We start from the raw sequence: 25155 nt of genomic DNA on the forward strand, positions 1-25155 counted from the left end.
TTGGCGCGCGGACGTCGCGCCCCCTCCCCTTACACCAACCTGATCAGCCTACAGCCAACCCCCATGCCTATAAGTTGGGGGATCGTGACCTTTTGATTTGCTGTCAGTCTATCTCTGACCTTCACCTCAACCATCACGACCTCCCTGCCATTTGACAGCTCTAGGTCAGGCCATCCGCTAGCCATCGAACCGTCATACCGCGCATAGACATCCAACAATTTATGCCAAAACTCCTGGTCATATGCCTCCAGGAATAGCCTTGCCATAGATTTGCCTGAAGCGCTTTTGGGCCACACCGTCGCGCACGCCTCACACACTTGCAGGTAATCAGACAGAACCTCATCCAGGCACTGAAGTCTTGAATCGATAACATCATGCATCTCGGAAATAGGCATCTCCGGCACGACCCTACCGCCTGCAAGAATCCCCTTGAGCCCCTGAGCCGTCATCGGTATCAGGAAATGGATTGCATGCAACAGGGGCGTCCTCAGCGGATCAACAGTCTTGTATGGGTTGTTGTCGATTAGATAAGGAAGCAGCAAAGCCCTGAATAGCGATCGAGTCAGGTTGCCTTCTGTGTGCTCGCCATACCATCCCTCACTTTTCAGTACAGACAACACGGCTTCTTCCGGCGAGCCCTGATAAGGCAGGCTTATACGCCTCTCTACCATGGGCCACACCATCCATTGCCCAGAGCTTTTTTCTCCACGCTCTTCATGCGCTAGCACATCGATATCCATTCCCGACCAACACCCTTAAATACGAGGGCGAAAGAATGTCATCAAAAATAATGCGTGCGCGTATTGACCGAATCGATACGTCAGCGTATTGTCCACTTCATCGAGTCACCCAACAGGGACTCGCCAGGGCCTCAGGGCCTACCCCGCTCTTTAGTCACACAGCTTCACCCTTGCCGGATCACCACCGGCCCAGATTCAAAGGCAGCGATGAACCGGCCTAAACGGTTCAGAGGGTTGGCAACTGACCCGGGCGTGCAGCGTAAAGCGCCAAGAACAGTTATCCAGCGGGAGAACAAGCCGAAAGGCCCGCGGCTGGAGTGACATTTGATTCAAGCCGGTGACTGACGCCAGTAGCGGGTCACGGCCAGATCCAAACGATTTGAATTAGCGGGCCCGATAGCTTCGGCTGGGACCGCCGGACCTCATGCACCCTGCCCCACTCAATCAGGGCACTCAGAGCTGTAGCGTGCATGTTGTAAGGACCTGTGATCCACGGCGAACAGATGCTGTTTGACGCTGTGAGTAGGAAGCTCAAAGCCCAATCACGAAGACGAACGGCCAGCCCTGCAATCAGCGGCGGGTAACTGGCCAACACCGATGACGCAGCAAACCCAGGCCGTCGCCAGTAGCGGGCCTGGGAACCACAGATTTACTGATGCCGCTTCTATGAGGCGGCATTGGAAATCAACGGAGGGCAAGACCATGAACATTCGTAACGACAAAGGCCAGTTTGTCAGCACCCAGCAAGCGCTCGCTGCCGATCTTCAAGGCTTCATTGACGACTGGACGCACTGGGCCAAGCAAGCGCTGCGCAGCGGTGACAAAGCGAAAGCCACCAACTGTATGGCAGAGGTCCGGGACTGCCGCCAGAAGCTGAATGCGCTGCAAGCATGAGGGGCCTTTTCACTGATGCACCTGAAGACGGGTGCATTGGGAAAATCACCGGAGCACGAACATGAACAAAGAAGAGATCTACGACGAGCAGATCAGCCCGTTGATGAAGCAGATCATCGCCATCTGCAAGGAAAACGGAATCGGATTGTTCCTCACAGCCTGCATCCCGACTGATGAAGACCCACACCTTATGTGCAGCACCTGTCTCCCGTCCAACGCCGCCAACCTGAGCAAGCTAAGCACCGATGAGCCGGGCGACGAGATCATCGAGCAGTTGCGCCGGACGGTCTACAGCCAGCGGCAATCGAAATCGTTGCCAGTCATGCACATCACCACTGAGCACGCCGACGGCTCAAAGACATTAACCGCGATTATCTGAACAACCAGCGCCACGACAGCCTGTCGTTAACTGCCCGATCCTCTCTATGAGAGCGCATCGGGGATTGATCTGCACAGACCGGCGGCAGGCATGCCAATGGATTGTGAGGCTGGTAACTCAGTTCGGTAGAGGCCAGTGCACGGGAGGTCGCGGGTTCAAATCCCGCTCAGCCGAACAGATCAATCCCCGATGCGGACGAAAGCGCGGCCTATAACCGCCCACCCGCATCCTTATTCGATCAACCCGGCGCGGAGGATTGGCAGCCATGTGAACGCAATCAATTGGTACCCCCGCGCCACGTAGGGAGGTCTATGTGTCGCACCGAAAGCCCGGGCAATGTTCGGGCTTTTTTGCGCCCGCCTAACCGGGCTAACCAACGAATGGAGAGAGTCATGAGCAAGATGATTGAGATCGAGGTTTCAGGCCCGACAGGAAGCGGCAAGAGCCATGTTATGGCTGTCATTCGCTCTGCGCTGATGGCGGAGTACGGCGCGCGCATTCAAGTCGCTTCGTACGACCTTGCTGAAGAGTCCGGCCTAAATGGTGACGACCATTCCAAGTGGAATAAGCCGCGCTGCAAAGAGACCGTATTCGTGATTCGCGAAACGAACCTCGCCTAACCCCAAAAACTGGAGGTCGCCATGGCCGAAGAGCTTGTAGCTCACGTTTGCAAGATCTGCGGCAGTGCCTGGCCTACGCGGAAGAAGGCAAAGCTGCACGTAAACCTAAAGCACCACGACCGCGTCTACGCCCAGCACGGGCCAGGACAGCATGTCGAATACCTTTGGCTGGATTTGGAACACTGGAGTTCGCCATGAGCGATTGGATCAGCGTCAAGGATGACCGCAGGCCTGAGCATCGCTGCGATCTGCTGGTTTCCGTGAAGTACATCCGCCGCCATGAAAACGAAGACGGATCTCCGAACGATGAGGAAGGAAGCGAAGTAGCAATGGGAGAGTACGTGCCTGTTTGCAACGACCGCGACCTTTCCTATTTCGACAGCTACAGCTCCCCGCACGGCGATGACTGGTGGATAACCCACTGGCAGCCACTCCCCGCCCCGCCCACCGAGTAATCCGCCATGCGCAACAAGCATCCCGGCACCTGCTACCGCTGCAATCAACGCGTGGAAGTCGGCCAAGGCCACTTTGAGCGCCATGCATGCGGATGGAGAGTCCAGCACGCCGACTGCGCCATAAAGGCCAAGCAAGAAAAGCAGCAAGCCAAATAACGCCAACTGGAGGCGACCATGAACGCAGCATTGAAGATATGCCAAGAGCGTTACGACGCTCAGTTGCCTCCAGAGATCAGCGAGGCGAGCGCGGAGCAGGAGTGGCTGGAACACTCGGCGGAACAGTTGGTGTGCGGCATGGACATCAAATGGAAGCGCCGCTACGGCCAGCCGCGGGTGGTGACATTCGACCGCTATTGCACCTACCTGCAAGGCCACCTGAACCAGCGCCAAATCGACGGCCTGGACGAGCGCGACTCGCTTGCCCGACTGTTCCTGTCGTCGATCCTGGGCGGCCAGGCAGACTCGCGAGGCCACGCCGCTGACTTGATCGGCCAGCCCCGCCCCATCGAAGCCGCCGAGAAGGTGGCTATGGACCTGCTCAGGCAATACGCCACCGACGCCGTTTCAGCGGAGCGGGAAGAGGCAGAAGACGACGTGGATGCGGACCTATGAGCCCTCACATCTTGATCGACGAGGCGCTCGACACCCTCACTCATCCGGAAAGCCCGCAAGGCGCCCAGCACATCGTGCTGAACATGATCACCAACATGCTCACTGGCAACGTGATCACTACCGAAGAGTTCAACCACTACTGCCAGCGCCTCCTGAAGATAACCAGGCAGCGCAAGGAGGCCGCATGACTACTCCAATCGTGAAGTCGCTGATCGACGAGCAAATCGAAGAGCTGCCCGCCGACCGCATGATCCTGGCGTTCACCCACACCAAGTGGCTGGGCGCCCTATCGCTGGCTCATGACGCGGGAATCCCGAACGTTCACGCCTGGAGCGGCCGGGCCTGCATGTGTGGTGAGTGGACTGTTGCTTATGAGGTGAAGGCATGAAGCTTGAGCGCTCGATACTTATTACGCTGGCCGCTCATGAATCAGTATTGCAGCGGATCAAGTCGTTGACAGCCGACATCGGCCTTCATCTTGGCCGGTGTGAGAACCGCTTTGACTTGATTGGCCCTAAGCCTGCCAATGAATTCCCTGAACTTGGCGATCTGCCTTGGCCTAACGGAAGCGAAGAGCACTGGCAGATCCTGTATGACGAGAAAAATCGTCGCAAGACGCACATGTGGGAAGCTTTCCGAGAATGGTCGGAAGAAGAAGATCGAAGGCTGGACGACAAGGAGGTAATGGATTACCTGTTGAAGCAGGGATGTGTCCACTGCACCAGAGCTTGGTATTTCGCCAGAGAACGCAAGAAAGCCCGCCGCGATCTGGGTAACTTCCGCCGCTCATTGCGAGCTCTAGGTAAGTCAGCCATGAAAGCGCTGGACCCTAAACCATGACCACCCACCAGCGGCACCGGCGCCGCGCCATCCGCTGGACCTCGGCCATCGTTGGCCTGACCTTCCTCACCATAGTTCTACTGGGCCCAGCTGTAGGCGGCCTGATCACTTCTTAAACCACACCTTCAATCGCTGCGAGCATCGCGGCAGGGAGTCACCGTGTCCGCACAACAGCAAGTAATCACCATCGACCATATCAGCGAAGAAACTGCTCCGGCCGTTTACGTCCAAAACGGCCTGAAGCCATTTCTTCAGATGATCAAGGATGAGGTTTCTGGAGAGGTTCCCGACCTGTCCACTCTGAAAGGTCGTGAGCGTATCGCAAGCCTTGCCTTCACAGTCAGCAAGCGCAAGGCGGCTGTTGAAAAGCCTGGGCGCGACTACCTGCGCAAGATCAAGGAGCTGCCGAAGGTAATTGAGCAGGAGCTGAAGCAATTCGTCGATGGGGCGAATGCTCTTCGTGACGAGATTCGCCAACCGCTGACTGACTGGGAAAACGCCGAGCAAGCCCGCAAGGACCGCCACGTCGACAACATCCAGGCAATCAAGGATCTAGAGGTGTTTGGCGCGACGCCGACCGCTGCCGCCTTGGCACAAACCATTGCCCAGCTGGAAGCGATTGAGCTGGGCGACTCTTGGGAAGAGTTCCTGCCAGAAGCCGCCCAGGCGAAAGACCGCACCCTCTCGCTGTTGCGCGCCATGCACGCCGAGCGCATCCAGCACGAAGCCGAGCAGGCCGAGTTGACACAACTTCGTCTGGAAAGGGAGGCCCGCGACAAGAAGGACAACGAAGACCGCATTGCCCGTGAAGCTGCCGAGGAAGCCACGCGACTGGCAGAAAAAAAGGCCAGCGATGAAAAAGCGGCTGCCGAGAAACGCGAAAACGATTTGAAGTTGCAGGCCGCCGAAGCCGAACGCAAGGCCGAACAGGCGAAGCGCGAAAAGGTTGAGGCTGACCAGAAGGCAGAGCGCGACCGCCTCCAAGCTATTGAAGATCAGAAAAAGGCAGTTGAGCAGGCTCGACTGGATGAGATTGTCCGGGCAAACGCCGCGGCAGATGAAATCCTGCGCCAGCAGCAAGAGCGCCAGGCTGACGTAGCGCATAAGTCGAAGATCCTGGGCGAAGCCAAGCAGGCTTTGATCGGCATGAACATCAGCGAAGAGTTGGCCAAGGCCATCATCCTGAAGATCGCCCGCGGCGAAGTGCCGAACGTATCCATTCAATTCTGAGGTTTCCATGACTAACTCAGCCCTGGCCGAGCGCACCGAGACTCGGCAGATCGCCAGCCCGGCGACCACCAATGAATCAACCGCGATGCTGACAATGATCCAGCGGGCCGCGACCGATCCGGCATTCGATGCAGACAAAATGCAGAAGATGATGGAGATGTACGAGCGCCATACGGATCGCACGGCGGCAGCAGCCTTCAACGCCGCAATGGTTCGGGCTCAAGCAGAAATTGGCCCCGTTTTTCGTGACAAGTTCAACGCCCAAACGAATAGCGCTTATGCCGCGCTTGAGTCGATTGATCGCAAGATTTCCCCGGTCTACACGCTCCACGGGTTTTCGCTGTCGTTTGGAACTGGTGATAGCCCATTAGTAGGCCATATCCGCACCATATGCGACTGCATGCATGAGGCCGGGCATACAAAGACCTACCACGTCGATCTCCCTATCGACTCCGCTGGGATCAAAGGCAGCGTAAACAAGACCGGGGTGCACGCAAGCGGCTCAACCTTCAGCTATGCCAGGCGCTACCTGACGATGATGATTTTCAACGTCGTGCTGACGAACGAAGATAACGACGGAAACGGCGACGAGGGACAGCCTCAAAGCCTCGGGGAGCTGATGAACCTATGGATACCAAAAGCCTACGCAGCTGACTCCAAAGAATCGCTCACGGCAATCTGGCAAGAGGGCGTCAAGGCCTCTCAGGACCTGAAAGTCACCGACAACAAGACAGCAACCGATCTCTACGAGGCTTTGAAAGTCGCCGTCACCACTCGCGGCTCGCAACTCAGCGCCTCGCCGCAAGAAGGAGAAAGCCAATGATCATCGTCAACTGCACACAAGGGTCCGCCGAGTGGCTTCAAGGCCGCGCCGGGGTGATCACCGCCAGTATGTTCAGCACCGCTCGCTCCAAGGTAAACGGGCTGACTGCGCAGCAGCGCAAATATGTGGAGGCAATGCTCGCTGGGCACAGTGAAGGCCGCGCCCGTGATCTGGCCTGCTACAAGGCTGCGCCAAAAGCAGAAGTAGTTCAGCGCGCCCTGGACGGCGAAAAAGTCGGCGAGCCGTCGAATGCCGCCCTGTCGTACGCCTTTGAGCTGGCGGTCGAGCGTATCGGTGGTGCGCCGCTGGATGGCGGTTTCGAGACCTGGCAAATGCGCCGAGGGCATGAGCTGGAGCCCGAGGCGCGCATGGAGCACGAAATCCAGACAGGCCTGATCGTCACTCAGGTCGGCCTGGTAAAAACGGATGACGGGGTATTTGGTGCCAGCGCGGATGGATTCATCGGCGACGATGGCGGCTCGGAGTACAAGTGCTTCCTGGCGCCCGACAAGCTGCGGTCCTTCCACATTGATAACGACGCGAGCGATGTGATTGACCAGGTGCAGGGCTGCATGTGGATCACCGACCGAAAATGGTGGCATATCGGGATGTACTGCCCGCTCCTGAAGCCGGTGGGCCGCCAGCTATGGTGGAAAGAGTTCAAGCGCGACAACGACTACATCGAAAGCCTTGAGGAAGACCTGTGGGAATTCAAGCTGCTGGTCGACGGGTACGAGGCGGCACTCAGGAGCAAGGCAGCATGATCAGCATCCTACAGAACGAAGTAGAACGCCTTCGGCCGGCATCCGAAGATATCGCGGCCAGGATTGAACTGTTCCTTGCGACAGGCGGAAAGATCGAAGAAGGCCCGGCCAGCGGGTACGTCCCCAAGCCCATCACCTACAAGACTCAGATGCCGCCCGCGCCAAAACCGTTCGTTCGGCGCCGGGTTGAAGCGGCTCCCCTGCCCCTGGACCGGGAAGATGTCCGGGAGCAGGCCAGGCTAAAGCTGGTGGAGCACATGCGCCAACTGAGCGCCACGCACACCCAAACAGAGGCCGCCGCCGCTCTGGGCATCAGTCGCCGCAACGTCTACAAGCACGCCACCATGAACGACATCACGTTCAAGAAGCCGGAACGAGGCGGTGCGAACAACAACTATCGCCGAGACCAAATGGGTGAGCGCGACGCGAAGTACGCCGAGCGCATCCGTGCATTCCTGGCGCTTGGAATCACACGGCGCCAGTGCTGCGGCAAGCTCGCCATCAACAATAAGGCCTTTGAGCGGATCATCACCACCCACGGCATCGACTACCCCAAAGCTCGGCGCGGAAGCACCTCATGCGCCGCATAGCCCGCACCCAGCAACGCAAACGACAAACCTGGCTCGCACTGCCGGCCAGCGGAATAGAAGAGGTAGGCCATGGCCAAGACTGTGCAGGAGCGCTCGGCGAAAACCGCCAGGAAGCGCGTGGCACTTGCCGAAGAGGAATTGAGGCTCAGGGTTCGCCCCGGCACCCGCCAGGCGCTGGCCGAACTGATGGAGTGGTCAGGCATTACTGAGCAAGGCGAGGCGATGACGCTGATGATTCATCACCTGCACGCGCTGGGTTCTGCGAAGTGCCAGCCTCTACTGAATCCACCGCGCCACGTTTTCGAACCTACGGAAATTGTGGCGCGAGAATTCCGCAATAAAAGCCTGCTCGCCATCCAGAAAGACCCGGGCGACGAAATTATTCCCCCTCGGCAGTCTTGAACTGTTCGTAAGCTGACTGCAGCTCATTACAAACTTTCGTAACGTGCGGATGACCGACGTGGCGATACTTGCTGTTATCCAGGATCAGTTCTTGGGATTTTTCGTACAGCTTGTAGTGATCGAGACCGAGCGCTTCAGCGGCCCCAAATGCTGCCACCAGTGCCTGTTCCAATTGAATTTCACGATCTGTAGCCATCTTCTTCTCTCCTTGATCCGGCTCCATGCCGGTCACCCGTAATACCCCATATCACTGAACAGCGCCAGCCGGCGAGAAACTCAACGTTTATCTGTAGCGTCGGGTTTCCATGTGCTGCCCAGAAATATGACTCCGGGAGCAATAAAGAATCCCCAATAACCATTCAGGCCTGGATAGAAAAGCGGGCCAAATGCCCCGATGACAAGAAAAGCCACGCCTACCCAAAACCGCTTTCGCGGCGTGAGCCACTCGCGGAACGCTTCAAGCCTTTTACCTGCCATAACCGCTCTCCCTGGTAGCCAATCAGAAAAGATTATCACTTCTATCAACGAATCACGCCAGCCGGCGAGGATCCCCTATGCATACAGCAATTGACCTATTCGCCGGGCTTGGCGGATGGAGTACCGGTGCGCGCGCCGCCGGCGTTGACGTTCTTTGGGCTGCCAACCATTGGCCCGAGGCAGTCAAATGGCACAGCGCCAATCACCCCAGCACTCAGCATGTCTGCCAAGACCTTCATCAAGCCAAGTGGGAAACAGTCCCCAAGCATGATTTGCTTTTGGCATCTCCATGTTGCCAGGGCCATTCCAAGGCGCGCGGCAAGTCATCGGGCAACCCACAGCACGACGCGAGCCGCTCGACTGCCTGGGCAGTTGTCTCTGCGCTTGAGTTTCACCGACCTGAAGGCGGGATACTGGAGAACGTAGCCGAGTTCATGGACTGGGCGCTATATCCGGCCTGGCTCGCAGCTGTTCAGGCTCTTGGCTACCAGGTTGCACCGCACATCGTCGATTGCGCCGACCTGGGCGTCCCCCAGCATCGTATTCGCCTGTTTCTGGTGCTGACCCGCAGCAGGGCGCCACTGATGCTCCAGATACAGCGGCATGAGCATGTGCCAGCCACCAGCTTCCTTGATTTCAATTCCGGAAAATGGTCGCTCATAGATAAGCCAGGACGCGCCACGGCAACTCTTGCACGCGTGGCCAATGGCAGGGATCGCTTCGGTGATCAGTTCATCATGCCCTACTACGGCAAAGGATCTGGGCTCACGGGCAGAGACATGGGCAGACCCATCGGCACCATCACCACGCTGGATCGGTGGGCGCTGGTACGCGGCGACGAGATGAGAATGCTCAGTGCAAGTGAGGCTCTGGCCGCCCAGTCATTCCCGGCCAATACCCTGCGACCTGACAACCACCGGCTGACCATGCACATGGCGGGCAACGCAGTACCGCCGCTGGCCGGACAGCGAGTTATCGAAGCATACCTCGCAGCCGCATAACTCCCCCACTCCACCGCCCGGGCATGGCCCGGCAAGGACTCACCATGCCTACAGAAACCAAATTCTTCGCCAGTGGCGTGACGCTCCAGGTCGCCCGAGCCAACCGCGTTTACGTGGCCGGCCCCATGACTGGTATCGTCGACTTCAACTACCCGGCCTTCAACGCCATGGCCGACAAACTGCGCGCCCAGGGCTACGAAGTCGAGAACCCCGCAGACCACGGCGTCGTCGAGGGCGCGCAGTGGGCCGACTACATGGCCTACGACCTGACCCGCCTGGGCCTTTGCGGAATGATCGCCCTGCTGCCGGACTGGGAGAAGTCGCAAGGCGCCCGCCTGGAGGTCCTGATCGCCGAGAAGCTCGGCATGACCGTTGTGGATGCCCATGATCTGGTAACGAGGGAGGCTGTATGAGCAGTGAATTCAAGCGCGAAGAGCGCTACGTCGTAATCAAGATCAAGGACCTGGAGTTCAACAGCCCTTCTGGAGACAAAAACAAACGCAGCAAGGAATTGGGCGAGTGGATTTCACGCAACAGCCTACGGACCCGCGAATGCGTTGTCGTCGAATCTGACTGGCCGGAGTACCACCTTGTCTGGGCCATGATTGAACACCGCATGGCCGGCAAGCCTGTTCCGAACTTCAACGACTGGCGGCGCGCTGATGAACTGCAACAGCGCCTGACCGCTGCCGATCAGGAGGTAGATGATCTGCGGGCTGAACTCAAGGCTGTACGCCTAGGCCCCTGCAAGATGATCGCCGGGGACGAACTGCCATGACCCACAAAAGCTACAGGCTCGACCCGAACGTGAGAACAATCACCGACCTGGTGGCCGATGAGCAGGTGCAGAGCTCGTTCCAGGGCACCAACTTCGGGCACGATGACTTTCGCGGGCTATTGGCCCAGGGATGCATCAAGGCGCTGGCCGGCTGGCACCAAGGCCACACGCTGACGAGCATCCTCGAAGAGCTGCGGCTGATCACCTGGAACCGGCAGGTTGGCAAGATCAAAGTCACAGCCAAAGGCCGCCACTACATTTGGCTCGCCTTCAAGGGACGCCCGGGCGTCTGACCCCGACAGGAGTACATCCGCACTCCACCCGCAAAACCTCTAACCCCTCCCCCTTCAAAGTCAGCCGCTATAGCGGCAAGGACGAAGTCATGCCTGAAGAAACTGTTTTGATCCAGCCGCTACCAGTTGAGCGTGACGCACACGGCTACTGGACCCACCCGGCCTGGCCATCCACCGAAGACGAGTTGATCCCATACGCCTGGTTTGACTCGCGCGGCCTGGAAGCGCGCGAACTGGCTTTCGAATACGACGCGTCAGAGGAAGTGCAGGCGTCGTGGCTTGCTGAAGGTATCGCCGATTGTGCGGCCTGGCACCCGACCAATCCTCCTGGCGAAGGCTGGTTCATCTTCTCGATCCACGATACCGACGACGGCCCGATCTGTGTGTGGGTGCGCAAGCGGGTGACGCCATGAGCCGGAGCGGATATTGCGATGATGGCGAAAACACCTGGGCTCTGGTCTGCTGGAGAGGCGCCGTGAACTCGGCGCTGCGGGGCAAGCGTGGTCAGGCCTTCCTGATAGAGCTGGCGGAAGCGATGGACGCAATGCAGGTTAAGCGCCTTGTAACCGAAGAGCTCCAGGCGGAAGGGGAATTCTGCACGCTTGGGGTTGTTGGCAATGCGCGCAACCTGGATATGTCGGTGATTGATCCAGATGACTCGCAGGCTGTCGCGGACAAGTTTGGGTTGGCCGAGGCTATGGTCCGGGAAATAGTCTGGGAGAACGACGAACACCCAGGCGTTTACGGCCTCAGGGCCGATGGAACCACCGGATGGCGACCTGAAACGCCGGAAGAGCGCTGGATCAGGATGCGCGAATGGGTCGAAGCGCAAATCAAGCGGGTGACGCCATGATCGCCCCCCCCTCTGGTTCGCCTACATCTTCATCTACAAGGTGAATAAGCCATGACGCAGACAGCGCAGGAAAAGTTCGAAGCGTGGCATTTGACCCGGTTTCCGGGAGCAAGTCTGTCGAAACGGACAAATGGTGAGTACATCAATCTGTACGTAGGCATGTGCTGGATTGGCTGGAGCGCATCCCGCGAGAGGCTGGTTGTGGAGCTGCCAACGGTTGGGCCTTCGCCTGAACCGCCAGAAGACGCCATCGATGATAGCTGGCTGGATGCCCACCACGCCAAGATTCAAATGCGCAACGCTTGCTTCAAAGCGATCGACGCTGCGGGCATCACCATCAGTTCCTAACCCCAATCCCCCTACATGCCTGCCGGTGAGCGGGATCAAGGAAGCTGACTATCGATCCATCGTTCAGCTGCCGCCATCGCGTCATCAAGCGCTGCCGGATAGTCAGGCCAAGGGCCTTCTAACTTTGCTGCAACCTCACCCAAGCCATTGATGGGTGCTGGTTCAATGATCTTTGCAGCAACAGGGCTCTGGTCGTTCGGGCGGCGCCAGTCGAACTTGAGAAACATCACATGGCCCCGGTAAGCGTGCGCTATCGGAGCATCGAAGTTGTGTGACACGTCCATGCCTCATCACGAACTAAGTTGAACCCTTTTGTACACCGCTTCGGTCCTGTTTGAAAGATAGGCAGAAAGCTATCACTCCAATCCCCTATACGCCGCCCCAGCGCGGCTAGGACACCCCCCATGTTCGCTATGAAACTCACCCTGACTGTACTGGGCGCCCTGTTGTACCTGGTAGGAACCCTCGGCTGGTTCGGCTGGTTCGCTATCGACCTGCTGGACACCGGCACCACCGAGGCACTGCTCTACGCCTTCGCCGGCACATGCGCCTGGCTGCTGGTCAGCTTCGGCGTTGCAATCCACATCATCAAGACAGCGCGGCCCACGGTGGGCGGGAGGTAAGTATGGGCGCGCAACAACTGATACCTCGATTCATCCGAGCAAAGGAAGCGCCTGGGTACCTAGGCATGTGCCGTGCAATTTTCGACGAGACCGTCAGGCCCTTCGTCAGCGAGTTCCCCATCGGCGGGCGCGGCGTTGGCTTTGATCGACAGGAGCTGGACGACTGGGCCACGGCGTACGTCGAGGCAAAGGCGATTGATAAAAAAGGCGCAACGGAGCAACAATCGCACCGCAGCGAGCGCCAGAAAGGAGATAAATCATGGCGCGAAAATCGATCACAGGCCTCTCCCAAAGGAAAGGTATCTGGCATATCGACAAGAAAATCAACGGAGAACGACTTTACGAAAGCACTGGAACTGGTGACCGGGAAGAAGCAGAGCGCTACCTGATCTACAGGCTTGAGCAGATCCGGCAGCAGAAGGTGTATGGAGTAAAGAGGGTGAGGATCTGGCGGGAGGCGGCAACTCGCTTCCTGCTGGAGTTCAAAGACCAGCCGTCTATCAAGCTTTCGGCGCATCACCTCTCACAGCTCGACCCGTTCATTGGCGACATGCCGCTGACCCATATTGATGATCAGGCCCTGGTGCCTTTCATCAAAGACAGGTTGGCGACCAAGAAGCTGGAAGGCGGGAAGGTAAAGAAGGGTGTCAGCAACAGAACGGTGAATATCTCGATCGAGCGTGTGGTTCGGGTTTTGTCTTTGTGTGCCAGGAAGTGGCGAGACGATGAGCGCAGGCCGTGGCTGGATAGCGTGCCGATGCTCACAAAGCTGGAAGAGAAGAAGTCGAGCCGCAAGCCGTACCCGATGTCATGGCCGGAGCAGTTGATTCTTTTTGGAGAGTTGCCCGCCCACCTGCAAACGATGGCGCTGTTCAAGGTGAACACCGGCACACGGGAGCAGGAGGTCTGCAAGCTGAGATGGGATTGGGAGATTGCGGTACCGGAACTGGGCACCAGCGTTTTTCTGATACCGGCCGACTTTGGTGGCAGGCATGAGCGCTCTGGCGTGAAGAACGGTGACGAGAGGCTGGTGGTGCTGAACAGCGTGGCCAGGTCGATCATCGAGAAGCAGCGCGGCATCAGCAAGGAATGGGTTTTCCCATACAACGGCACCGCGATGCACCGCATGAACGACTCGGCCTGGAAGAAGGCGCGGGTGAGAGCGGCGAAACTCTGGCAGGAGGAAAACCTTCGCCCCGCTCACCCTGGGTATGCATCCATCAGGATCCATGACCTTAAACACACGTTTGGCCGTCGGCTACGCGCAGCAGGCGTAACTGAGGAAGACCGCAAGGCCCTTTTGGGGCACAAGAACGGCAGCATCACCAGTCACTACTCGGGCGCTGAGCTCGGTCATCTGATTGAAGCTGCGAACATGGTATCAGCAACCGATTCTCGCGGACCGATACTGACAATCTTGAAGAGGAAGCAGGCGTGAAAAAACGAGAAGTCACGCAAATGTCACGCACATGAAAAAGGCCAATGCTGTGAACATTGGCCTAAGTCATTGAAAAATATGGTCGGGACGGAGTGATTCGAACACTCGACCCCTAGCACCCCATGCTAGTGCGCTACCGGACTGCGCTACGCCCCGACTAGGCGTGTTACTGGGTTCGCTTCTTAACGAAGCGAACCGGAATATACCGCAAGCTTTTGAAATGTGGAAGTATTTTTAAAGCTTGAATCATTTTTTCAGCACCACCAGTACATCTTCCAATTCGGAGATCATCTGGCGGATCAGTTGCTTGTATTGGGTGGTGTCGTCTTTGGCTTCATCACCGGACATACGCTGACGTGCGCCGCTGATGGTGAACCCCTGGTCGTACAGCAACGCGCGGATCTGTCGGATCATCAGCACGTCCTGGCGCTGATAATACCGACGGTTCCCGGTGCGTTTGACGGGGTTGAGTTGAGGAAACTCCTGCTCCCAATAGCGCAGCACGTGCGGTTTTACCGCACACAGCTCGCTGACTTCACCAATGGTGAAGTAGCGTTTGCCTGGGATGACGGGTAGCTCGTCGTTATGACTTGGTTCCAGCATAAGCCTCAACTCGGGCCTTCAACTTCTGCCCTGGACGAAAGGTGACCACACGGCGAGCCGTGATCGGGATTTCTTCTCCCGTTTTTGGATTGCGGCCAGGCCGCTGGCGTTTGTCTCGCAGGTCAAAATTGCCGAAACCGGACAATTTGACCTGCTCGTTGTCTTCCAGAGCGTGTCTGATCTCTTCAAAAAACAGCTCAACCAATTCCTTGGCCTCGCGCTTGTTCAGACCCAACTCTTCGTACAGACGTTCCGCCATCTCAGCTTTCGTCAAAGCCCCCATACGTCACTTCCTTAACGTGGCGTTCAACCTTTGTTCGAGCGAGGTGAGGATATTTTGCGTCGTGGTATTCACCTCATCATCATTAAGAGTGCGCGATGGATGCTGCCAGGTCAAGCCAACTGCAAGGCTTTTTCTATGCGGATCAATGCCTTTACCCTGATAGACGTCAAATAGCCTGAGGTCTGTCAGCCATTCCCCTGCATTTTCACGGATTACATCCAGAACTGCAGTGGCAGCGACTTCACGGTCGGCAATCAGGGCCAGGTCGCGACGCACTTCAGGGAAGCGCGACAACTCGCTGAATTTAGGCATCTTGCCCGACGCAACTTCAGCCAAGACTAGCTCAAACACAAAGACTGGACGGTCCAGCCCCAAGGTTTTCGACAGTTCTGGGTGAATGGCGCCCACGAAGCCTACCAAGCGACCTTCACGCTCGATACGTGCAGTCTGGCCTGGATGCAAGGCTGGGTGGCTACCCGGCACGAACGTAAAGGCGTCCAACGCACCGGCAAAGCCGAGCACCGCTTCCACGTCTGCCTTGACGTCGAAGAAGTCCACGACCTCACGGCCTTGCGCCCAGCCTTCTGGCAGACGGCTGCCGCAAACGACGCCCGCCAGCATCGGCTCTTGCTTCAAGCCATCAAGCTGGCCGACGAAACGCAAGCCGCTTTCGAACAGACGCACGCGGTCTTGCTGGCGGTTCAGGTTGTGGGAAAGCGCCTTCACCAGGCCCGGCCACAGCGACGAACGCATGGCAGCCATATCGTTGGAGATCGGGTTGGCCAGCAGCAACGGCTCAACGCCAGGGTTGAACAGTTCGAACTGCTTTGGATCGATGAAGCTATAGGTCACAGCTTCCTGATAACCACGAGCCACCAGCAAGCGACGCAGTTCAGGCAGGTGCGCACGCGCTTCGGCCTTGGGTTGCGGTGCCAGGCGTGCTTGCGGATAGCGAACCGGCAGGCGGTTGTAACCGTACAGGCGCGCCAGCTCTTCGATCAGGTCGACTTCCAGGCTGATGTCGAAGCGATGGCTAGGTACTGCAACCTGCCACTGCCCTTCCCCACCCGCAGAAATACCCAGTCCAAGCGCGGACAGCAGTTGCTCGATTTCAGCCGGTTCGATGACCAGGCCGAGCATTTGCTCAACGCTTTTGGCACGCAGGGTGATCGGCGCAATCGACGGCAGGAACTGTTCGTTGACGGTTTCGGTAATCGGGCCGGCTTCACCACCGGTAATTTCCAGCAGCAGGCCGGTAGCACGCTCCATGGCTTCACGGGCGAGTTTCCAATCCACGCCACGCTCGTAGCGGTGCGACGCATCGGTGTGCAAGCCGTAGGAACGAGCCTTGCCAGCGATCGCGATCTGGTCGAAGAACGCGCTTTCAAGGAATACGTCACGGGTGGTCGCGGATACACCGCTGTGCTCACCACCCATCACGCCGGCAATTGCCAGGGCGCGAGCGTGGTCGGCGATGACCAGAGTGTCGGCACGCAGGCTGACTTCCTGGCCATCGAGCAGCACCAGCTTCTCGCCTTCTTCGGCCATACGCACGCGGATGCCGCCATTGATTTCGGCAAGATCAAACGCATGCAACGGCTGGCCGAGTTCCAGCATCACGTAGTTGGTGATGTCGACGGCGGCGTCGATGCTGCGTACATCGGCACGACGCAGGCGCTCGACCATCCACAGCGGGGTTGGCTTGGACAGGTCCACGTTACGGATCACACGCCCCAGGTAACGCGGGCAGGCGTTTGGTGCCAGTACCTCAATCGAGCGCACTTCGTCGTGTACCGCCGGTACGGCAGCGACCACTGGACGAGTGACAGGTGCGTTGTACAGCGCGCCCACTTCACGGGCCAGGCCAGCCAGGGACAGACAGTCGCCGCGGTTGGGGGTCAGGTCGACCTCGATGCTGGCGTCTTCCAGTTCCAGGTAAGCACGAATGTCCTGACCCACTGGCGCGTCGGCCGGCAGCTCCATCAGGCCATCATTGCCCTCACCCACTTGCAGCTCGGCCTGGGAGCACAGCATGCCGTTGGATTCAACGCCACGCAGCTTGGCCTTCTTGATCTTGAAGTCGCCCGGCAACTGGGCACCAATCATGGCGAACGGGATCTTCAGGCCCGGGCGCACATTAGGCGCTCCGCATACGACCTGAAAGGTTTCCGAACCGTTGCTGACCTGGCACACACGCAATTTGTCGGCATCCGGGTGCTGCTCGGTGCTCAACACCTCGCCCACCACCACACCACTGAAAACACCGGCGGCCGGCGTAACGCTATCGACCTCAAGACCGGCCATCGACAGACGAGCAACCAGCTCGTCGCGATCTACCTGCGGGCTTACCCAGCCACGCAGCCATTGTTCACTGAATTTCATCCTGCTCTCCTAAAGATTCGTTACGACTAGCGAAATTGCGCGAGGAACCGCAAGTCGTTGTCGAAGAACAGACGCAAGTCGTTCACGCCGTAACGCAGCATGGCCAGACGCTCAACGCCCATGCCGAAGGCAAAGCCCGAGAACTCTTCCGGGTCGATCCCGGACATGCGCAGCACGTTGGGGTGAACCATGCCGCAGCCCATCACTTCCAGCCAGCCGGTCTGCTTGCACACACGGCAGCCTTTACCGCTGCACATCACGCATTCCATGTCGACTTCGGCGGATGGCTCGGTGAACGGGAAGAACGAAGGACGGAAACGTACCGCCAACTCTTTTTCGAAGAACACCCGCAGGAATTCCTCGATGGTGCCTTTGAGGTCGGCGAAATTGATATCGCGATCAACCAGCAGGCCTTCGACCTGGTGGAACATCGGCGAATGGGTGATATCCGAGTCGCTACGGTACACACGGCCTGGGCAGACAATGCGGATCGGCGGCTTGTTCGCTTCCATGGTGCGGACCTGTACCGGCGAGGTATGGGTGCGCAGCAGCATGTTGGCGTTGAAATAGAAGGTGTCGTGCATCGACCGGGCCGGGTGATGGCCTGGGATGTTGAGCGCCTCGAAGTTGTGGTAGTCGTCTTCGACCTCAGGGCCTTCGGCAATGCCGTAGCCGATGTGGGTAAAGAACTGTTCGATACGTTCCAGAGTCCGGGTGATCGGATGCAGACCGCCCGAGGCCTGGCCACGACCAGGCAAGGTCACGTCAATGGACTCGGCGGCGAGCTTGGCCGCAAGATCGGCCTCCTCGAGCGACGCCTTGCGCGCATTGAGAACCTCTGTGACACGCTCCTTGGCGACGTTGATCAGCGCACCGACTTGCGGACGCTCTTCAGCAGGCAGATTTCCCAGGGTCTTCATCACCTGAGTCAATTCACCTTTCTTGCCAAGGTAGTGAACCCGGATTTGCTCCAGGGCATTTACATCTTCAGCGCTTTGCACAGCCTCAAGGGCTTGGGCGACGAGCGCGTCCAGGTTTTCCATGTACAGACTCCAGATACAAAATAGGGGAAGAGCTTGAAGGCTCTTCCCCTATTTATGACGTTTACCACCTTGGGCCACAGGAGTAGCCCAGGGTGACTGTCGGGGGTACTTAAGCCAAGGAGGCTTTAGCTTTCTCGACAATCGCAGCAAACACCGCTTTTTCGTTCACGGCCAGTTCAGCCAGAACCTTACGGTCGATTTCGATGGACGCTTTTTTCAGGCCAGCGATGAAACGGCTGTAGGACAGACCGTTAACACGTGCACCAGCATTGATACGAGCGATCCACAGAGCGCGGAACTGACGTTTTTTCTGACGACGGTCGCGGTAGGCGTATTGGCCTGCCTTGATTACCGCTTGCTTGGCAACACGGAATACGCGTGAACGCGCGCCGTAGTAGCCTTTAGCAAGTTTCAGAATTTTTTTGTGACGCTTACGGGCCATGACGCCACGCTTTACACGAGCCATGAGTTACTTCCTCTATTCTTGAACCAAAATTAACGAAGGCGCAGCATGCGCTCGACTTTTGCCACGTCAGACGGATGCAGCAAGCTGCTACCGCGCAGTTGACGCTTACGCTTGGTCGACATTTTGGTCAGGATGTGGCTCTTGAAAGCGTGCTTGTGCTTGATGCCGTTAGCAGTTTTCAGAAACCGCTTAGCAGCACCACTTTTAGTTTTCATCTTTGGCATGTTCGGTACTCCGCATTCAGTTGATAAACATAATCAGAAGGCCTGCCGTGCCCTGTTGATTACTTCTTCTTTTTCGGGGCGATGACCATAATAAGCTGGCGTCCTTCCATCTTAGGATGCTGTTCGACCGAACCGTACTCGAGCAGGTCAGCTTCAACCCGCTTGAGGAGTTCCATCCCCAGCTCCTGGTGGGCCATCTCACGGCCGCGGAATCGCAAGGATACCTTGGCCCTGTCCCCATCACTCAGGAAACGTACCAGGTTGCGCAGTTTTACCTGGTAATCCCCTTCCTCCGTCCCTGGACGAAACTTGATTTCTTTTACTTGAATCTGCTTCTGGTTCTTCTTCGCTGCGGCAACCTGCTTCTTCTTTTCGAAGATCGATTTGCCGTAGTCCATCACCCGACAAACAGGTGGGATTGCATCGGCGGAGATTTCCACCAGGTCCAGCTTGGACTCTTCTGCAATACGAAGCGCTTCATCAATCGAGACGATGCCAATCTGCTCGCCATCAGCGCCAATTAACCGAACCTCGCGTGCCGAGATATTCTCGTTGATCGGGGCTTTCGGTGCAGCTCGTTTATCTTGTCTCATTTCACGCTTAATAATAATTACTCCGAATCTGGGCGACCACGCCGGGAAACCGCTTGCGCGAGGAACTCAGCGAACTGGGCGACGGGCATCGAGCCCAGGTCAGCACCTTCACGAGTACGCACAGCGACAGTCTGCATCTCGACTTCCCGATCTCCGATAACCAAGAGATAGGGAACCTTGAGCAAGGTATGCTCGCGGATTTTAAAGCCGATCTTTTCATTTCTCAAGTCGGACTTGGCACGAAACCCGCTTTCGTTGAGAGTTTTTTCAACTTCAGCGGCAAAATCTGCCTGTTTATCAGTGATATTCATGATCACTGCCTGAGTCGGAGCCAGCCACGCAGGGAACGCGCCCTCGTAGTGCTCGATCAGGATACCGACGAACCGCTCGAACGAACCGAGGATCGCCCGGTGCAGCATAACCGGGTGTTTACGGCTGTTGTCTTCGGAGACGTATTCGGCTCCCAGACGGATCGGCAGGTTAAAATCGAGCTGCAGGGTACCACACTGCCAGACACGGCCAAGGCAATCTTTGAGCGAGAACTCGATCTTCGGACCGTAGAAGGCGCCCTCACCCGGCTGCAGATCGTACGCAAGGCCCGCACTGTCGAGCGCAGCGGCCAGTGCCGCTTCAGCGCGATCCCACAGCTCGTCGGAACCGACGCGCTTTTCCGGACGAGTGGACAGCTTCATCTCGACTTCGGTAAAGCCGAAATCGCGATAAACGTCCATGGTCAGCTTGATGAACGCTGCGGACTCGGCCTGCATCTGCTCTTCGGTGCAGAAGATGTGGGCGTCGTCCTGGGTGAAGCCACGCACGCGCATGATGCCGTGCAGCGCACCCGATGGCTCGTTACGGTGGCAGGCACCGAATTCGGCCAGGCGCATCGGCAACTCGCGGTAGCTCTTCAGGCCCTGATTGAAGACCTGCACGTGGCACGGGCAGTTCATCGGCTTGATGGCGTAGTCGCGGTTTTCCGACTGGGTGGTGAACATGTTGTCGGCGTAGTTGGCCCAGTGCCCGGATTTCTCCCACAGGCTGCGATCGACCACCTGTGGAGTCTTGATCTCCAGGTAACCGTTTTCGCGCTGCACCTTGCGCATGTACTGCTCAAGCACCTGGTACAGGGTCCAGCCATTCGGGTGCCAGAACACCATGCCCGGCGCTTCTTCCTGAAGGTGGAACAGGTTCAGGCGCTTGCCGATCTTGCGGTGGTCGCGCTTTTCGGCTTCTTCGATGCGCTGGATGTAGGCGGCCAGCTGTTTCTTGTCAGCCCAGGCAGTGCCGTAGATCCGTTGCAGTTGCTCGTTCTTTGCATCGCCGCGCCAGTAGGCACCGGACAGCTTGGTCAGCTTGAACGACTTGAGAAAGCGCGTGTTCGGCACGTGCGGGCCACGGCACATGTCGACGTATTCTTCGTGGTAGTACAGGCCCATGGCCTGCTCGTCCGGCATGTCTTCCACCAGGCGCAGCTTGTAGTCTTCGCCACGCGCGGTAAACACGTCGATCACTTCGGCACGGGGGGTAACTTTCTTGATGACGTCGTAATCTTTTTCGATCAGCGCGTGCATGCGCTGCTCGATGGCCGCCAGGTCGTCCGGAGTGAAAGGACGCTCATAGGCGATGTCGTAATAGAAGCCTTCTTCAATGACCGGGCCGATCACCATCTTGGCGGTTGGATACAGTTGCTTGACCGCATGGCCAATCAAGTGCGCGCAAGAGTGGCGAATGATCTCCAGCCCCTCTTGGTCCTTGGGCGTGATGATTTGCAGGCTGGCGTCGCTGGTGATCAGGTCGCTGGCGTCAACCAGCTTGCCGTCGACCTTGCCGGCCACGGTGGCCTTGGCCAGGCCAGCACCAATGGATGCGGCGACCTCGGCTACGGAAACCGGATGATCGAATGAACGTTGACTGCCGTCGGGAAGAGTAATAGTTGGCATGGCGCCTCCTCTCCTAGTGGTGACCCCTACCAAAGGTCACGTGGGTTGGGATGAGCCAGTACAAGATCCAACACCAGGCCGTTCAATGAAGAACGCCTGCCTTACAGCGGCAGGAGCCTTTCGGCCAACCGATAATCGAACCAGAGTGACTGGAGTGAACAAAAAGGACCTGGCAAGGCGGCAAATGGCGCGCCCGGAAATAGCCAGGCAAGGATGCTAGCACAGATGAACGGTCATCGCGTCGGCCAAGCGTTGGGTAAAGAGCAATTCATGGCTTTATAGCTGCGAAAGTGAACTTGAGCTGTACGCAGGGCCTCAAAGCCACTGAGAATCGCCGTTCGTCCTCGACCCAAAGGAGCATCCCATGATGCGTTTTACCTCTACCCTCGCTGTCGCCGCTACCCTGAGCCTCCTTTCCCTCGGCGCGCAGGCTGCAGCGCCTTCCAACTGGCCAGCCGGCGCCCGTGACGCCTTCGTCAACGACTGCAGTGCCGCCGCCAGCCAGAACGTGGACGTCAAGACCGCCAAGGCCCACTGCGAATGCGGCGCTGACAAGATCAATGCCGAATTGAGCACTGCCGAGATCAAGGAATTGATGACCAACCAGAACGCCAGCCCGGAGCTTAAAAACAAAGCGGTCGCGGCTATTTCGTCCTGCAAAGTGGTGAAGAAAAAGTAAGATTGGCTGACGATTCGACGGCCATTTCGCTGGAAAAACAGCCTGAAAACTGCCATTTCACACAAATTATGCAGGTTTTACGGCTTTTTTTAACAGCTGATATTTCGTCGCAAAGCCCCGTAAATCGGGGCTTTCAGCCGAATGATAAATCAAACGCAAAGCGATTGATTAGCAAACAGTGCCTTGGGGGGGCTCCCAAGCCGAACATTTCGACTATGATAGCCCAGTGTGCCCAGTTGGCCTGAGCAGCACAGCACTACTGAAAATATATGTTTCTTGGAGATACACCATGTCTAATCGCCAAACCGGCACCGTTAAATGGTTCAACGATGAAAAAGGCTTCGGCTTCATCACTCCTACAGGTGGCGGTGACGACTTGTTCGTACACTTCAAAGCTATCGAAAGCGACGGTTTCAAAAGCCTGAAAGAAGGCCAAACCGTTTCCTTCGTGGCTGAGAAAGGCCAAAAGGGTATGCAAGCTGCACAGGTTCGCGGCGAGTAATTCTCCGCTGAGCTAAAAAAACCCCGTCCATGTGACGGGGTTTTTTATGGGTGATGCAAAAGCCGTATCAGCCGCAGTTAACCCGGTTGATCACCAGATTGTTGTCGGTGTTCAGGTTCAAGCGGTCGGAGCGATATTCCAGCGTGATCATGTCATTGGGCTTGAGAATGCGTGCATTCTGCGCGCCGGCACGTGTGCGAGCTTGCTCCAGCAACTGGGGCGAGGCCTTCTGGCCGATGGCGAACTCTGCAGCCTTCGACTCACAGCGGCTATGACCGGCATCGGTCGCAGTGGCAGCTTTGCCTGGCTCAGAGGCACCCGGGGTGCTGCAACCTGCCAACGCGAGCGCAGCCAACAAAGTACCGAATGATGCGAGCTTCCAAGGCATGAAGCCTCCTATGATAAAAAGTGGAGAGAGATCGTGCGACATCAGTCAAAGCGATTGGTTTCAAGACGTTAACCGCTTGTGGGCAAGTCTGCCTGACTCACTGCTGGCAAGCGCCCTGTCAATCGTGACTAGATATGAACGCACTTAGTAGATGTCGATATAGTCTGACGTCGCTGTAGGCCAATTCTGCTTCAGCGCGTTAAAAATCTGCATGACCCACACTTCATCACTGGCCGCCACGAGGCCGACATAACCGGACCCCTTGGCCCAGGTCTCCAGGCGAAACAGCAGGCCACCGATATCAGCCCCCCCGACTACGCCGGAAGAAATGTAGGCAACGCCTGCCTTGCTCACCCGCAGCTGGGTATGTTCGTCGTCACTGGCGCTGCCAAGCAGTTGGCGCACGGCCTCCAGCGTCAGGTTGTCGGGGTTGCTCAAATCGATTTGCACGCGGTGTTTCCCGGCCATTTAACAGGCCGACAGTGTCGCACAGCCGCTGCTTCATGCCTAAGTAGCAGTGCCAAATGCCGTACAAAATGCTTAACTGCGCCCCTCTGGAACGGCGTTCCAGTGCACTACCCCGCATTTTCAGCCCGTGAGATTTCCATGACCACCGTAACGCTTCAAGCCGACATCAAAGCCAAGTGGCCCCAAGGGCAAAGTTCCTACAGCCCCGGAAGCCCGGAAGAACTGGCGATCATTGGTATCGATCTGTTGGTCAAGGAACTGGGCACCCAGGCGGCGCAAGCGTTCATCGGCCAGATATTCGAGAAATACCCGGCCGACTACAGGGGCGCCCAAGAGCGCGATTAGAACCGGGCGACGAGCGCCGCCCCGCTCACTTACTTCAGACGCGCCAGGCGCTCGGTCAACAGATCGAAGAAGCCCTGGGCGTCGCCATTCTCAACCCAGAACACATTCTTTGGCTGCTTGAGCCCATCGTACCAATCGACGATGGTCTGGCCGAAGGTCGGGCCTTCGCGGCTGTCGACTACCATATTGGCCTCACGACCGCTAAACAGCGAAGGCTTGAGCAGGTACGCCACCACGGTAGCGTCATGGACCGGGCCACCCGGAATGCCGTAGTGCTCCATATCGCCTTTGACGTACTCATTCAGAATACTGCTGACGACCTTGCTCGCGTTGTTGTTCAGATCCGCAATCTTCTTCAGGCGGGCGTCGCTGGTGAGGACTTTATGGGTCACGTCCAACGGCAGGTAGGTCAACTTCACACCGCTTTTGAGCACGATCTCCGCCGCCACCGGATCGGCGAACAGGTTGAACTCGGCCACTGGGGTGATATTGCCGCCGTTGAAGTGGGCGCCGCCCATCACGACCACTTCCTTGATGCCCTGGGTGATTTCGGGCGCTTGAGTCAGCGCCAGTGCCAGGTTGGTCTGCGGGCCGAGCATGGCGATGGTGATGCTGTGCGGCTTGGCGCTGCTCAGGGTGTTGATCAGATAGTCGACCGCATTGCCTTCGGCCAGGCCTTTTTTCGGTTCATGCACCGTGACGCCCGAGATGCCTTCCTTGCCATGAATATTCTCGGCGTAGATCGGTTTGCGCAGCAGCGGCGCTGGCGCACCGGCGTACACCGGGATGTCCTCGCGCCCTGCCCACTCGCGCGCCAGGCGTGCGTTGCGGGAGGTCTTGTCCAGGCGCACATTGCCGGCGACGGTGGTCAGCGCACGAATGCTCAACTCCTGCGGCGAGGCCATGGCGAACAGCAAGGCCACCACGTCATCGGCACCCGGGTCGGTATCGATGATCAGGTCGATTTTTTCCGCCGCTTGGGCGCTTGCAGCAGTGAGCGCGGACAAAAGCAGAACACTCCGGAACAGGTTTTTCAGGGTAGGTAGACCACGTTGCATAAAGCACTCCTTGTCATTGGG

Annotated in this window: 41 protein-coding genes and 2 tRNA genes; 27 read left to right on the forward strand and 16 right to left on the reverse strand. The window is 57.7% G+C overall.

Annotated features, from left to right (window positions below; genetic code table 11):
• Positions 1-29: 29 nt before the first annotated feature.
• Complete coding sequence (locus MHH62_RS14090) at positions 30-740, reverse strand: hypothetical protein (RefSeq protein WP_339231142.1); 711 nt, start codon at positions 738-740, stop codon at positions 30-32.
• A 702-nt stretch (positions 741-1442) separates the two neighbouring features.
• Between MHH62_RS14090 and MHH62_RS14095 the strand changes: the two genes are divergently transcribed.
• The 14 genes from MHH62_RS14095 (at position 1443) to MHH62_RS14160 (ending at position 8349) form a co-directional block, all read left to right on the forward strand.
• Positions 1443-1634 (forward strand): hypothetical protein, encoded by a 192-nt coding sequence (locus MHH62_RS14095; protein WP_124424304.1) that lies wholly within the window; start codon positions 1443-1445, stop codon positions 1632-1634.
• A gap of 61 nt (positions 1635-1695) precedes the next feature.
• Positions 1696-2013, forward strand: a complete 318-nt coding sequence (locus tag MHH62_RS14100; RefSeq protein WP_339231143.1) for a hypothetical protein — start codon at positions 1696-1698, stop codon at positions 2011-2013.
• Between the two features lie 106 nt (positions 2014-2119).
• Positions 2120-2187 (forward strand) — tRNA-OTHER (locus MHH62_RS14105).
• A gap of 218 nt (positions 2188-2405) precedes the next feature.
• Positions 2406-2633: a hypothetical protein gene (locus MHH62_RS14110; RefSeq protein ID WP_339231145.1), complete on the forward strand. Its 228-nt coding sequence runs from the start codon at positions 2406-2408 to the stop codon at positions 2631-2633.
• 194 nt (positions 2634-2827) lie between these two features.
• A complete protein-coding gene (locus MHH62_RS14115; RefSeq protein ID WP_339231147.1) occupies positions 2828-3088 on the forward strand; it encodes a DUF551 domain-containing protein in 261 nt (86 codons plus the stop codon).
• A gap of 174 nt (positions 3089-3262) precedes the next feature.
• A complete protein-coding gene (locus MHH62_RS14120) occupies positions 3263-3700 on the forward strand; it encodes a hypothetical protein (protein WP_339231149.1) in 438 nt (145 codons plus the stop codon).
• Complete coding sequence (locus MHH62_RS14125; RefSeq protein WP_339231150.1) at positions 3697-3888, forward strand: hypothetical protein; 192 nt, start codon at positions 3697-3699, stop codon at positions 3886-3888. The genes MHH62_RS14120 and MHH62_RS14125 overlap by 4 nt, the downstream gene beginning before the upstream one ends.
• On the forward strand, positions 3885-4088 hold the full coding sequence (locus MHH62_RS14130) for a hypothetical protein (protein ID WP_177141930.1): 204 nt from the start codon (positions 3885-3887) through the stop codon (positions 4086-4088). Before MHH62_RS14125 ends, MHH62_RS14130 begins: the two co-directional genes overlap by 4 nt.
• On the forward strand, positions 4085-4540 hold the full coding sequence (locus MHH62_RS14135; RefSeq protein WP_200583002.1) for a hypothetical protein: 456 nt from the start codon (positions 4085-4087) through the stop codon (positions 4538-4540). The genes MHH62_RS14130 and MHH62_RS14135 overlap by 4 nt, the downstream gene beginning before the upstream one ends.
• 159 nt (positions 4541-4699) lie before the next feature.
• Positions 4700-5770 carry a hypothetical protein gene (locus MHH62_RS14140; protein ID WP_339231152.1) on the forward strand — a complete coding sequence of 357 codons (1071 nt, stop codon included), beginning with the start codon at positions 4700-4702 and terminating at the stop codon, positions 5768-5770.
• Between the two features lie 7 nt (positions 5771-5777).
• Positions 5778-6593, forward strand: a complete 816-nt coding sequence (locus MHH62_RS14145; RefSeq protein WP_339231154.1) for an ERF family protein — start codon at positions 5778-5780, stop codon at positions 6591-6593.
• Positions 6590-7357, forward strand: a complete 768-nt coding sequence (locus tag MHH62_RS14150; RefSeq protein WP_339231156.1) for a lambda exonuclease family protein — start codon at positions 6590-6592, stop codon at positions 7355-7357. The genes MHH62_RS14145 and MHH62_RS14150 overlap by 4 nt, the downstream gene beginning before the upstream one ends.
• Positions 7354-7947 carry a hypothetical protein gene (locus tag MHH62_RS14155; protein WP_339231157.1) on the forward strand — a complete coding sequence of 198 codons (594 nt, stop codon included), beginning with the start codon at positions 7354-7356 and terminating at the stop codon, positions 7945-7947. Before MHH62_RS14150 ends, MHH62_RS14155 begins: the two co-directional genes overlap by 4 nt.
• A 69-nt stretch (positions 7948-8016) precedes the next feature.
• Positions 8017-8349 carry a hypothetical protein gene (locus MHH62_RS14160; protein WP_339231158.1) on the forward strand — a complete coding sequence of 111 codons (333 nt, stop codon included), beginning with the start codon at positions 8017-8019 and terminating at the stop codon, positions 8347-8349.
• On the opposite strand, the gene MHH62_RS14165 is transcribed toward MHH62_RS14160, so the two are convergent.
• Both MHH62_RS14165 and MHH62_RS14170 read right to left on the reverse strand, forming a co-directional pair.
• The gene (locus MHH62_RS14165) at positions 8327-8545 is read right to left on the reverse strand and encodes a hypothetical protein (protein WP_339231160.1); all 219 of its coding nucleotides are present in this window, start codon (positions 8543-8545) and stop codon (positions 8327-8329) included. The two genes, MHH62_RS14160 and MHH62_RS14165, sit on opposite strands and share 23 nt — an antisense overlap.
• 80 nt (positions 8546-8625) lie before the next feature.
• Complete coding sequence (locus MHH62_RS14170; RefSeq protein ID WP_339231162.1) at positions 8626-8826, reverse strand: hypothetical protein; 201 nt, start codon at positions 8824-8826, stop codon at positions 8626-8628.
• 77 nt (positions 8827-8903) lie between these two features.
• On the opposite strand from MHH62_RS14170, the gene MHH62_RS14175 reads away from it, so the two are divergent.
• The 7 genes from MHH62_RS14175 to MHH62_RS14205 all read left to right on the forward strand — a co-directional run bounded on the left by MHH62_RS14175 (position 8904) and on the right by MHH62_RS14205 (position 12099).
• A complete protein-coding gene (locus MHH62_RS14175; protein WP_339231164.1) occupies positions 8904-9827 on the forward strand; it encodes a DNA cytosine methyltransferase in 924 nt (307 codons plus the stop codon).
• Positions 9828-9871: 44 nt separating this feature from the next.
• Positions 9872-10240: a DUF4406 domain-containing protein gene (locus MHH62_RS14180; protein WP_339231165.1), complete on the forward strand. Its 369-nt coding sequence runs from the start codon at positions 9872-9874 to the stop codon at positions 10238-10240.
• Positions 10237-10605, forward strand: a complete 369-nt coding sequence (locus MHH62_RS14185) for a hypothetical protein (protein WP_044275277.1) — start codon at positions 10237-10239, stop codon at positions 10603-10605. The genes MHH62_RS14180 and MHH62_RS14185 overlap by 4 nt, the downstream gene beginning before the upstream one ends.
• Complete coding sequence (locus tag MHH62_RS14190) at positions 10602-10898, forward strand: hypothetical protein (protein WP_339231166.1); 297 nt, start codon at positions 10602-10604, stop codon at positions 10896-10898. The genes MHH62_RS14185 and MHH62_RS14190 overlap by 4 nt, the downstream gene beginning before the upstream one ends.
• Before the next feature lie 89 nt (positions 10899-10987).
• Positions 10988-11311 (forward strand): hypothetical protein, encoded by a 324-nt coding sequence (locus MHH62_RS14195; RefSeq protein ID WP_339231167.1) that lies wholly within the window; start codon positions 10988-10990, stop codon positions 11309-11311.
• A 62-nt stretch (positions 11312-11373) separates the two neighbouring features.
• Entirely contained in the window at positions 11374-11751 is a 378-nt protein-coding gene (locus MHH62_RS14200; RefSeq protein ID WP_339231169.1) for a hypothetical protein, read from the forward strand.
• Between the two features lie 51 nt (positions 11752-11802).
• A complete protein-coding gene (locus MHH62_RS14205; RefSeq protein ID WP_339231171.1) occupies positions 11803-12099 on the forward strand; it encodes a hypothetical protein in 297 nt (98 codons plus the stop codon).
• A 35-nt stretch (positions 12100-12134) separates the two neighbouring features.
• On the opposite strand, the gene MHH62_RS14210 is transcribed toward MHH62_RS14205, so the two are convergent.
• The gene (locus MHH62_RS14210; RefSeq protein ID WP_238346546.1) at positions 12135-12326 is read right to left on the reverse strand and encodes a hypothetical protein; all 192 of its coding nucleotides are present in this window, start codon (positions 12324-12326) and stop codon (positions 12135-12137) included.
• Positions 12327-12503: 177 nt separating this feature from the next.
• Between MHH62_RS14210 and MHH62_RS14215 the strand changes: the two genes are divergently transcribed.
• Genes MHH62_RS14215 through MHH62_RS14225 form a run of 3 tightly spaced genes read left to right on the forward strand, consistent with a single transcriptional unit; the run spans position 12504 to position 14160 of the window.
• Entirely contained in the window at positions 12504-12722 is a 219-nt protein-coding gene (locus tag MHH62_RS14215; protein WP_339231174.1) for a hypothetical protein, read from the forward strand.
• Positions 12723-12724: 2 nt separating this feature from the next.
• The gene (locus MHH62_RS14220) at positions 12725-13111 is read left to right on the forward strand and encodes a hypothetical protein (protein WP_339231176.1); all 387 of its coding nucleotides are present in this window, start codon (positions 12725-12727) and stop codon (positions 13109-13111) included.
• Complete coding sequence (locus tag MHH62_RS14225; protein ID WP_339233035.1) at positions 12997-14160, forward strand: tyrosine-type recombinase/integrase; 1164 nt, start codon at positions 12997-12999, stop codon at positions 14158-14160. Before MHH62_RS14220 ends, MHH62_RS14225 begins: the two co-directional genes overlap by 115 nt.
• A 79-nt stretch (positions 14161-14239) precedes the next feature.
• Here MHH62_RS14225 and MHH62_RS14230 read toward each other — a convergent pair.
• From MHH62_RS14230 to thrS, 9 genes are all read right to left on the reverse strand, one after another.
• A tRNA-Pro gene (locus tag MHH62_RS14230) sits at positions 14240-14316 on the reverse strand.
• A 90-nt stretch (positions 14317-14406) separates the two neighbouring features.
• Positions 14407-14763 carry a MerR family transcriptional regulator gene (locus MHH62_RS14235; protein ID WP_003174972.1) on the reverse strand — a complete coding sequence of 119 codons (357 nt, stop codon included), beginning with the start codon at positions 14761-14763 and terminating at the stop codon, positions 14407-14409.
• Entirely contained in the window at positions 14744-15046 is a 303-nt protein-coding gene (gene ihfA / locus MHH62_RS14240) for an integration host factor subunit alpha (protein WP_002553164.1), read from the reverse strand. The genes MHH62_RS14235 and ihfA overlap by 20 nt, the downstream gene beginning before the upstream one ends.
• 3 nt (positions 15047-15049) lie before the next feature.
• On the reverse strand, positions 15050-17428 hold the full coding sequence (pheT, locus tag MHH62_RS14245; protein WP_122300006.1) for a phenylalanine--tRNA ligase subunit beta: 2379 nt from the start codon (positions 17426-17428) through the stop codon (positions 15050-15052).
• Positions 17429-17454: 26 nt separating this feature from the next.
• Positions 17455-18471: a phenylalanine--tRNA ligase subunit alpha gene (gene pheS, locus MHH62_RS14250; RefSeq protein WP_003192486.1), complete on the reverse strand. Its 1017-nt coding sequence runs from the start codon at positions 18469-18471 to the stop codon at positions 17455-17457.
• Positions 18472-18580: 109 nt separating this feature from the next.
• Positions 18581-18937 carry a 50S ribosomal protein L20 gene (rplT, locus tag MHH62_RS14255; RefSeq protein ID WP_003192488.1) on the reverse strand — a complete coding sequence of 119 codons (357 nt, stop codon included), beginning with the start codon at positions 18935-18937 and terminating at the stop codon, positions 18581-18583.
• Positions 18938-18966: 29 nt separating this feature from the next.
• A complete protein-coding gene (gene rpmI, locus MHH62_RS14260; protein WP_002553160.1) occupies positions 18967-19161 on the reverse strand; it encodes a 50S ribosomal protein L35 in 195 nt (64 codons plus the stop codon).
• A gap of 59 nt (positions 19162-19220) precedes the next feature.
• On the reverse strand, positions 19221-19772 hold the full coding sequence (gene infC / locus MHH62_RS14265) for a translation initiation factor IF-3 (protein ID WP_015884933.1): 552 nt from the start codon (positions 19770-19772) through the stop codon (positions 19221-19223).
• Positions 19772-21694, reverse strand: a complete 1923-nt coding sequence (thrS, locus tag MHH62_RS14270) for a threonine--tRNA ligase (protein ID WP_003192490.1) — start codon at positions 21692-21694, stop codon at positions 19772-19774. The genes infC and thrS overlap by 1 nt, the downstream gene beginning before the upstream one ends.
• A 364-nt stretch (positions 21695-22058) precedes the next feature.
• Here thrS and MHH62_RS14275 point away from each other — a divergent pair, with 364 nt between their 5' ends.
• Complete coding sequence (locus tag MHH62_RS14275; RefSeq protein ID WP_019820908.1) at positions 22059-22373, forward strand: hypothetical protein; 315 nt, start codon at positions 22059-22061, stop codon at positions 22371-22373.
• Between the two features lie 289 nt (positions 22374-22662).
• A complete protein-coding gene (locus MHH62_RS14280) occupies positions 22663-22875 on the forward strand; it encodes a cold-shock protein (RefSeq protein WP_003192493.1) in 213 nt (70 codons plus the stop codon).
• Positions 22876-22942: 67 nt separating this feature from the next.
• On the opposite strand, the gene MHH62_RS14285 is transcribed toward MHH62_RS14280, so the two are convergent.
• Both MHH62_RS14285 and MHH62_RS14290 read right to left on the reverse strand, forming a co-directional pair.
• A complete protein-coding gene (locus MHH62_RS14285; protein WP_003192494.1) occupies positions 22943-23263 on the reverse strand; it encodes an I78 family peptidase inhibitor in 321 nt (106 codons plus the stop codon).
• Between the two features lie 144 nt (positions 23264-23407).
• Positions 23408-23713 (reverse strand): hypothetical protein, encoded by a 306-nt coding sequence (locus MHH62_RS14290; RefSeq protein ID WP_014719123.1) that lies wholly within the window; start codon positions 23711-23713, stop codon positions 23408-23410.
• Positions 23714-23869: 156 nt separating this feature from the next.
• Here MHH62_RS14290 and MHH62_RS14295 point away from each other — a divergent pair, with 156 nt between their 5' ends.
• On the forward strand, positions 23870-24076 hold the full coding sequence (locus tag MHH62_RS14295) for a hypothetical protein (protein ID WP_014719124.1): 207 nt from the start codon (positions 23870-23872) through the stop codon (positions 24074-24076).
• A gap of 29 nt (positions 24077-24105) precedes the next feature.
• On the opposite strand, the gene MHH62_RS14300 is transcribed toward MHH62_RS14295, so the two are convergent.
• On the reverse strand, positions 24106-25134 hold the full coding sequence (locus MHH62_RS14300; protein WP_019820906.1) for a nucleoside hydrolase: 1029 nt from the start codon (positions 25132-25134) through the stop codon (positions 24106-24108).
• Between the last annotated feature and the right edge of the window lie 21 nt (positions 25135-25155).

Source organism: Pseudomonas sp. FSL L8-0168, assembly GCF_037976155.1.
Lineage (GTDB): Bacteria > Pseudomonadota > Gammaproteobacteria > Pseudomonadales > Pseudomonadaceae > Aquipseudomonas > Aquipseudomonas paracarnis.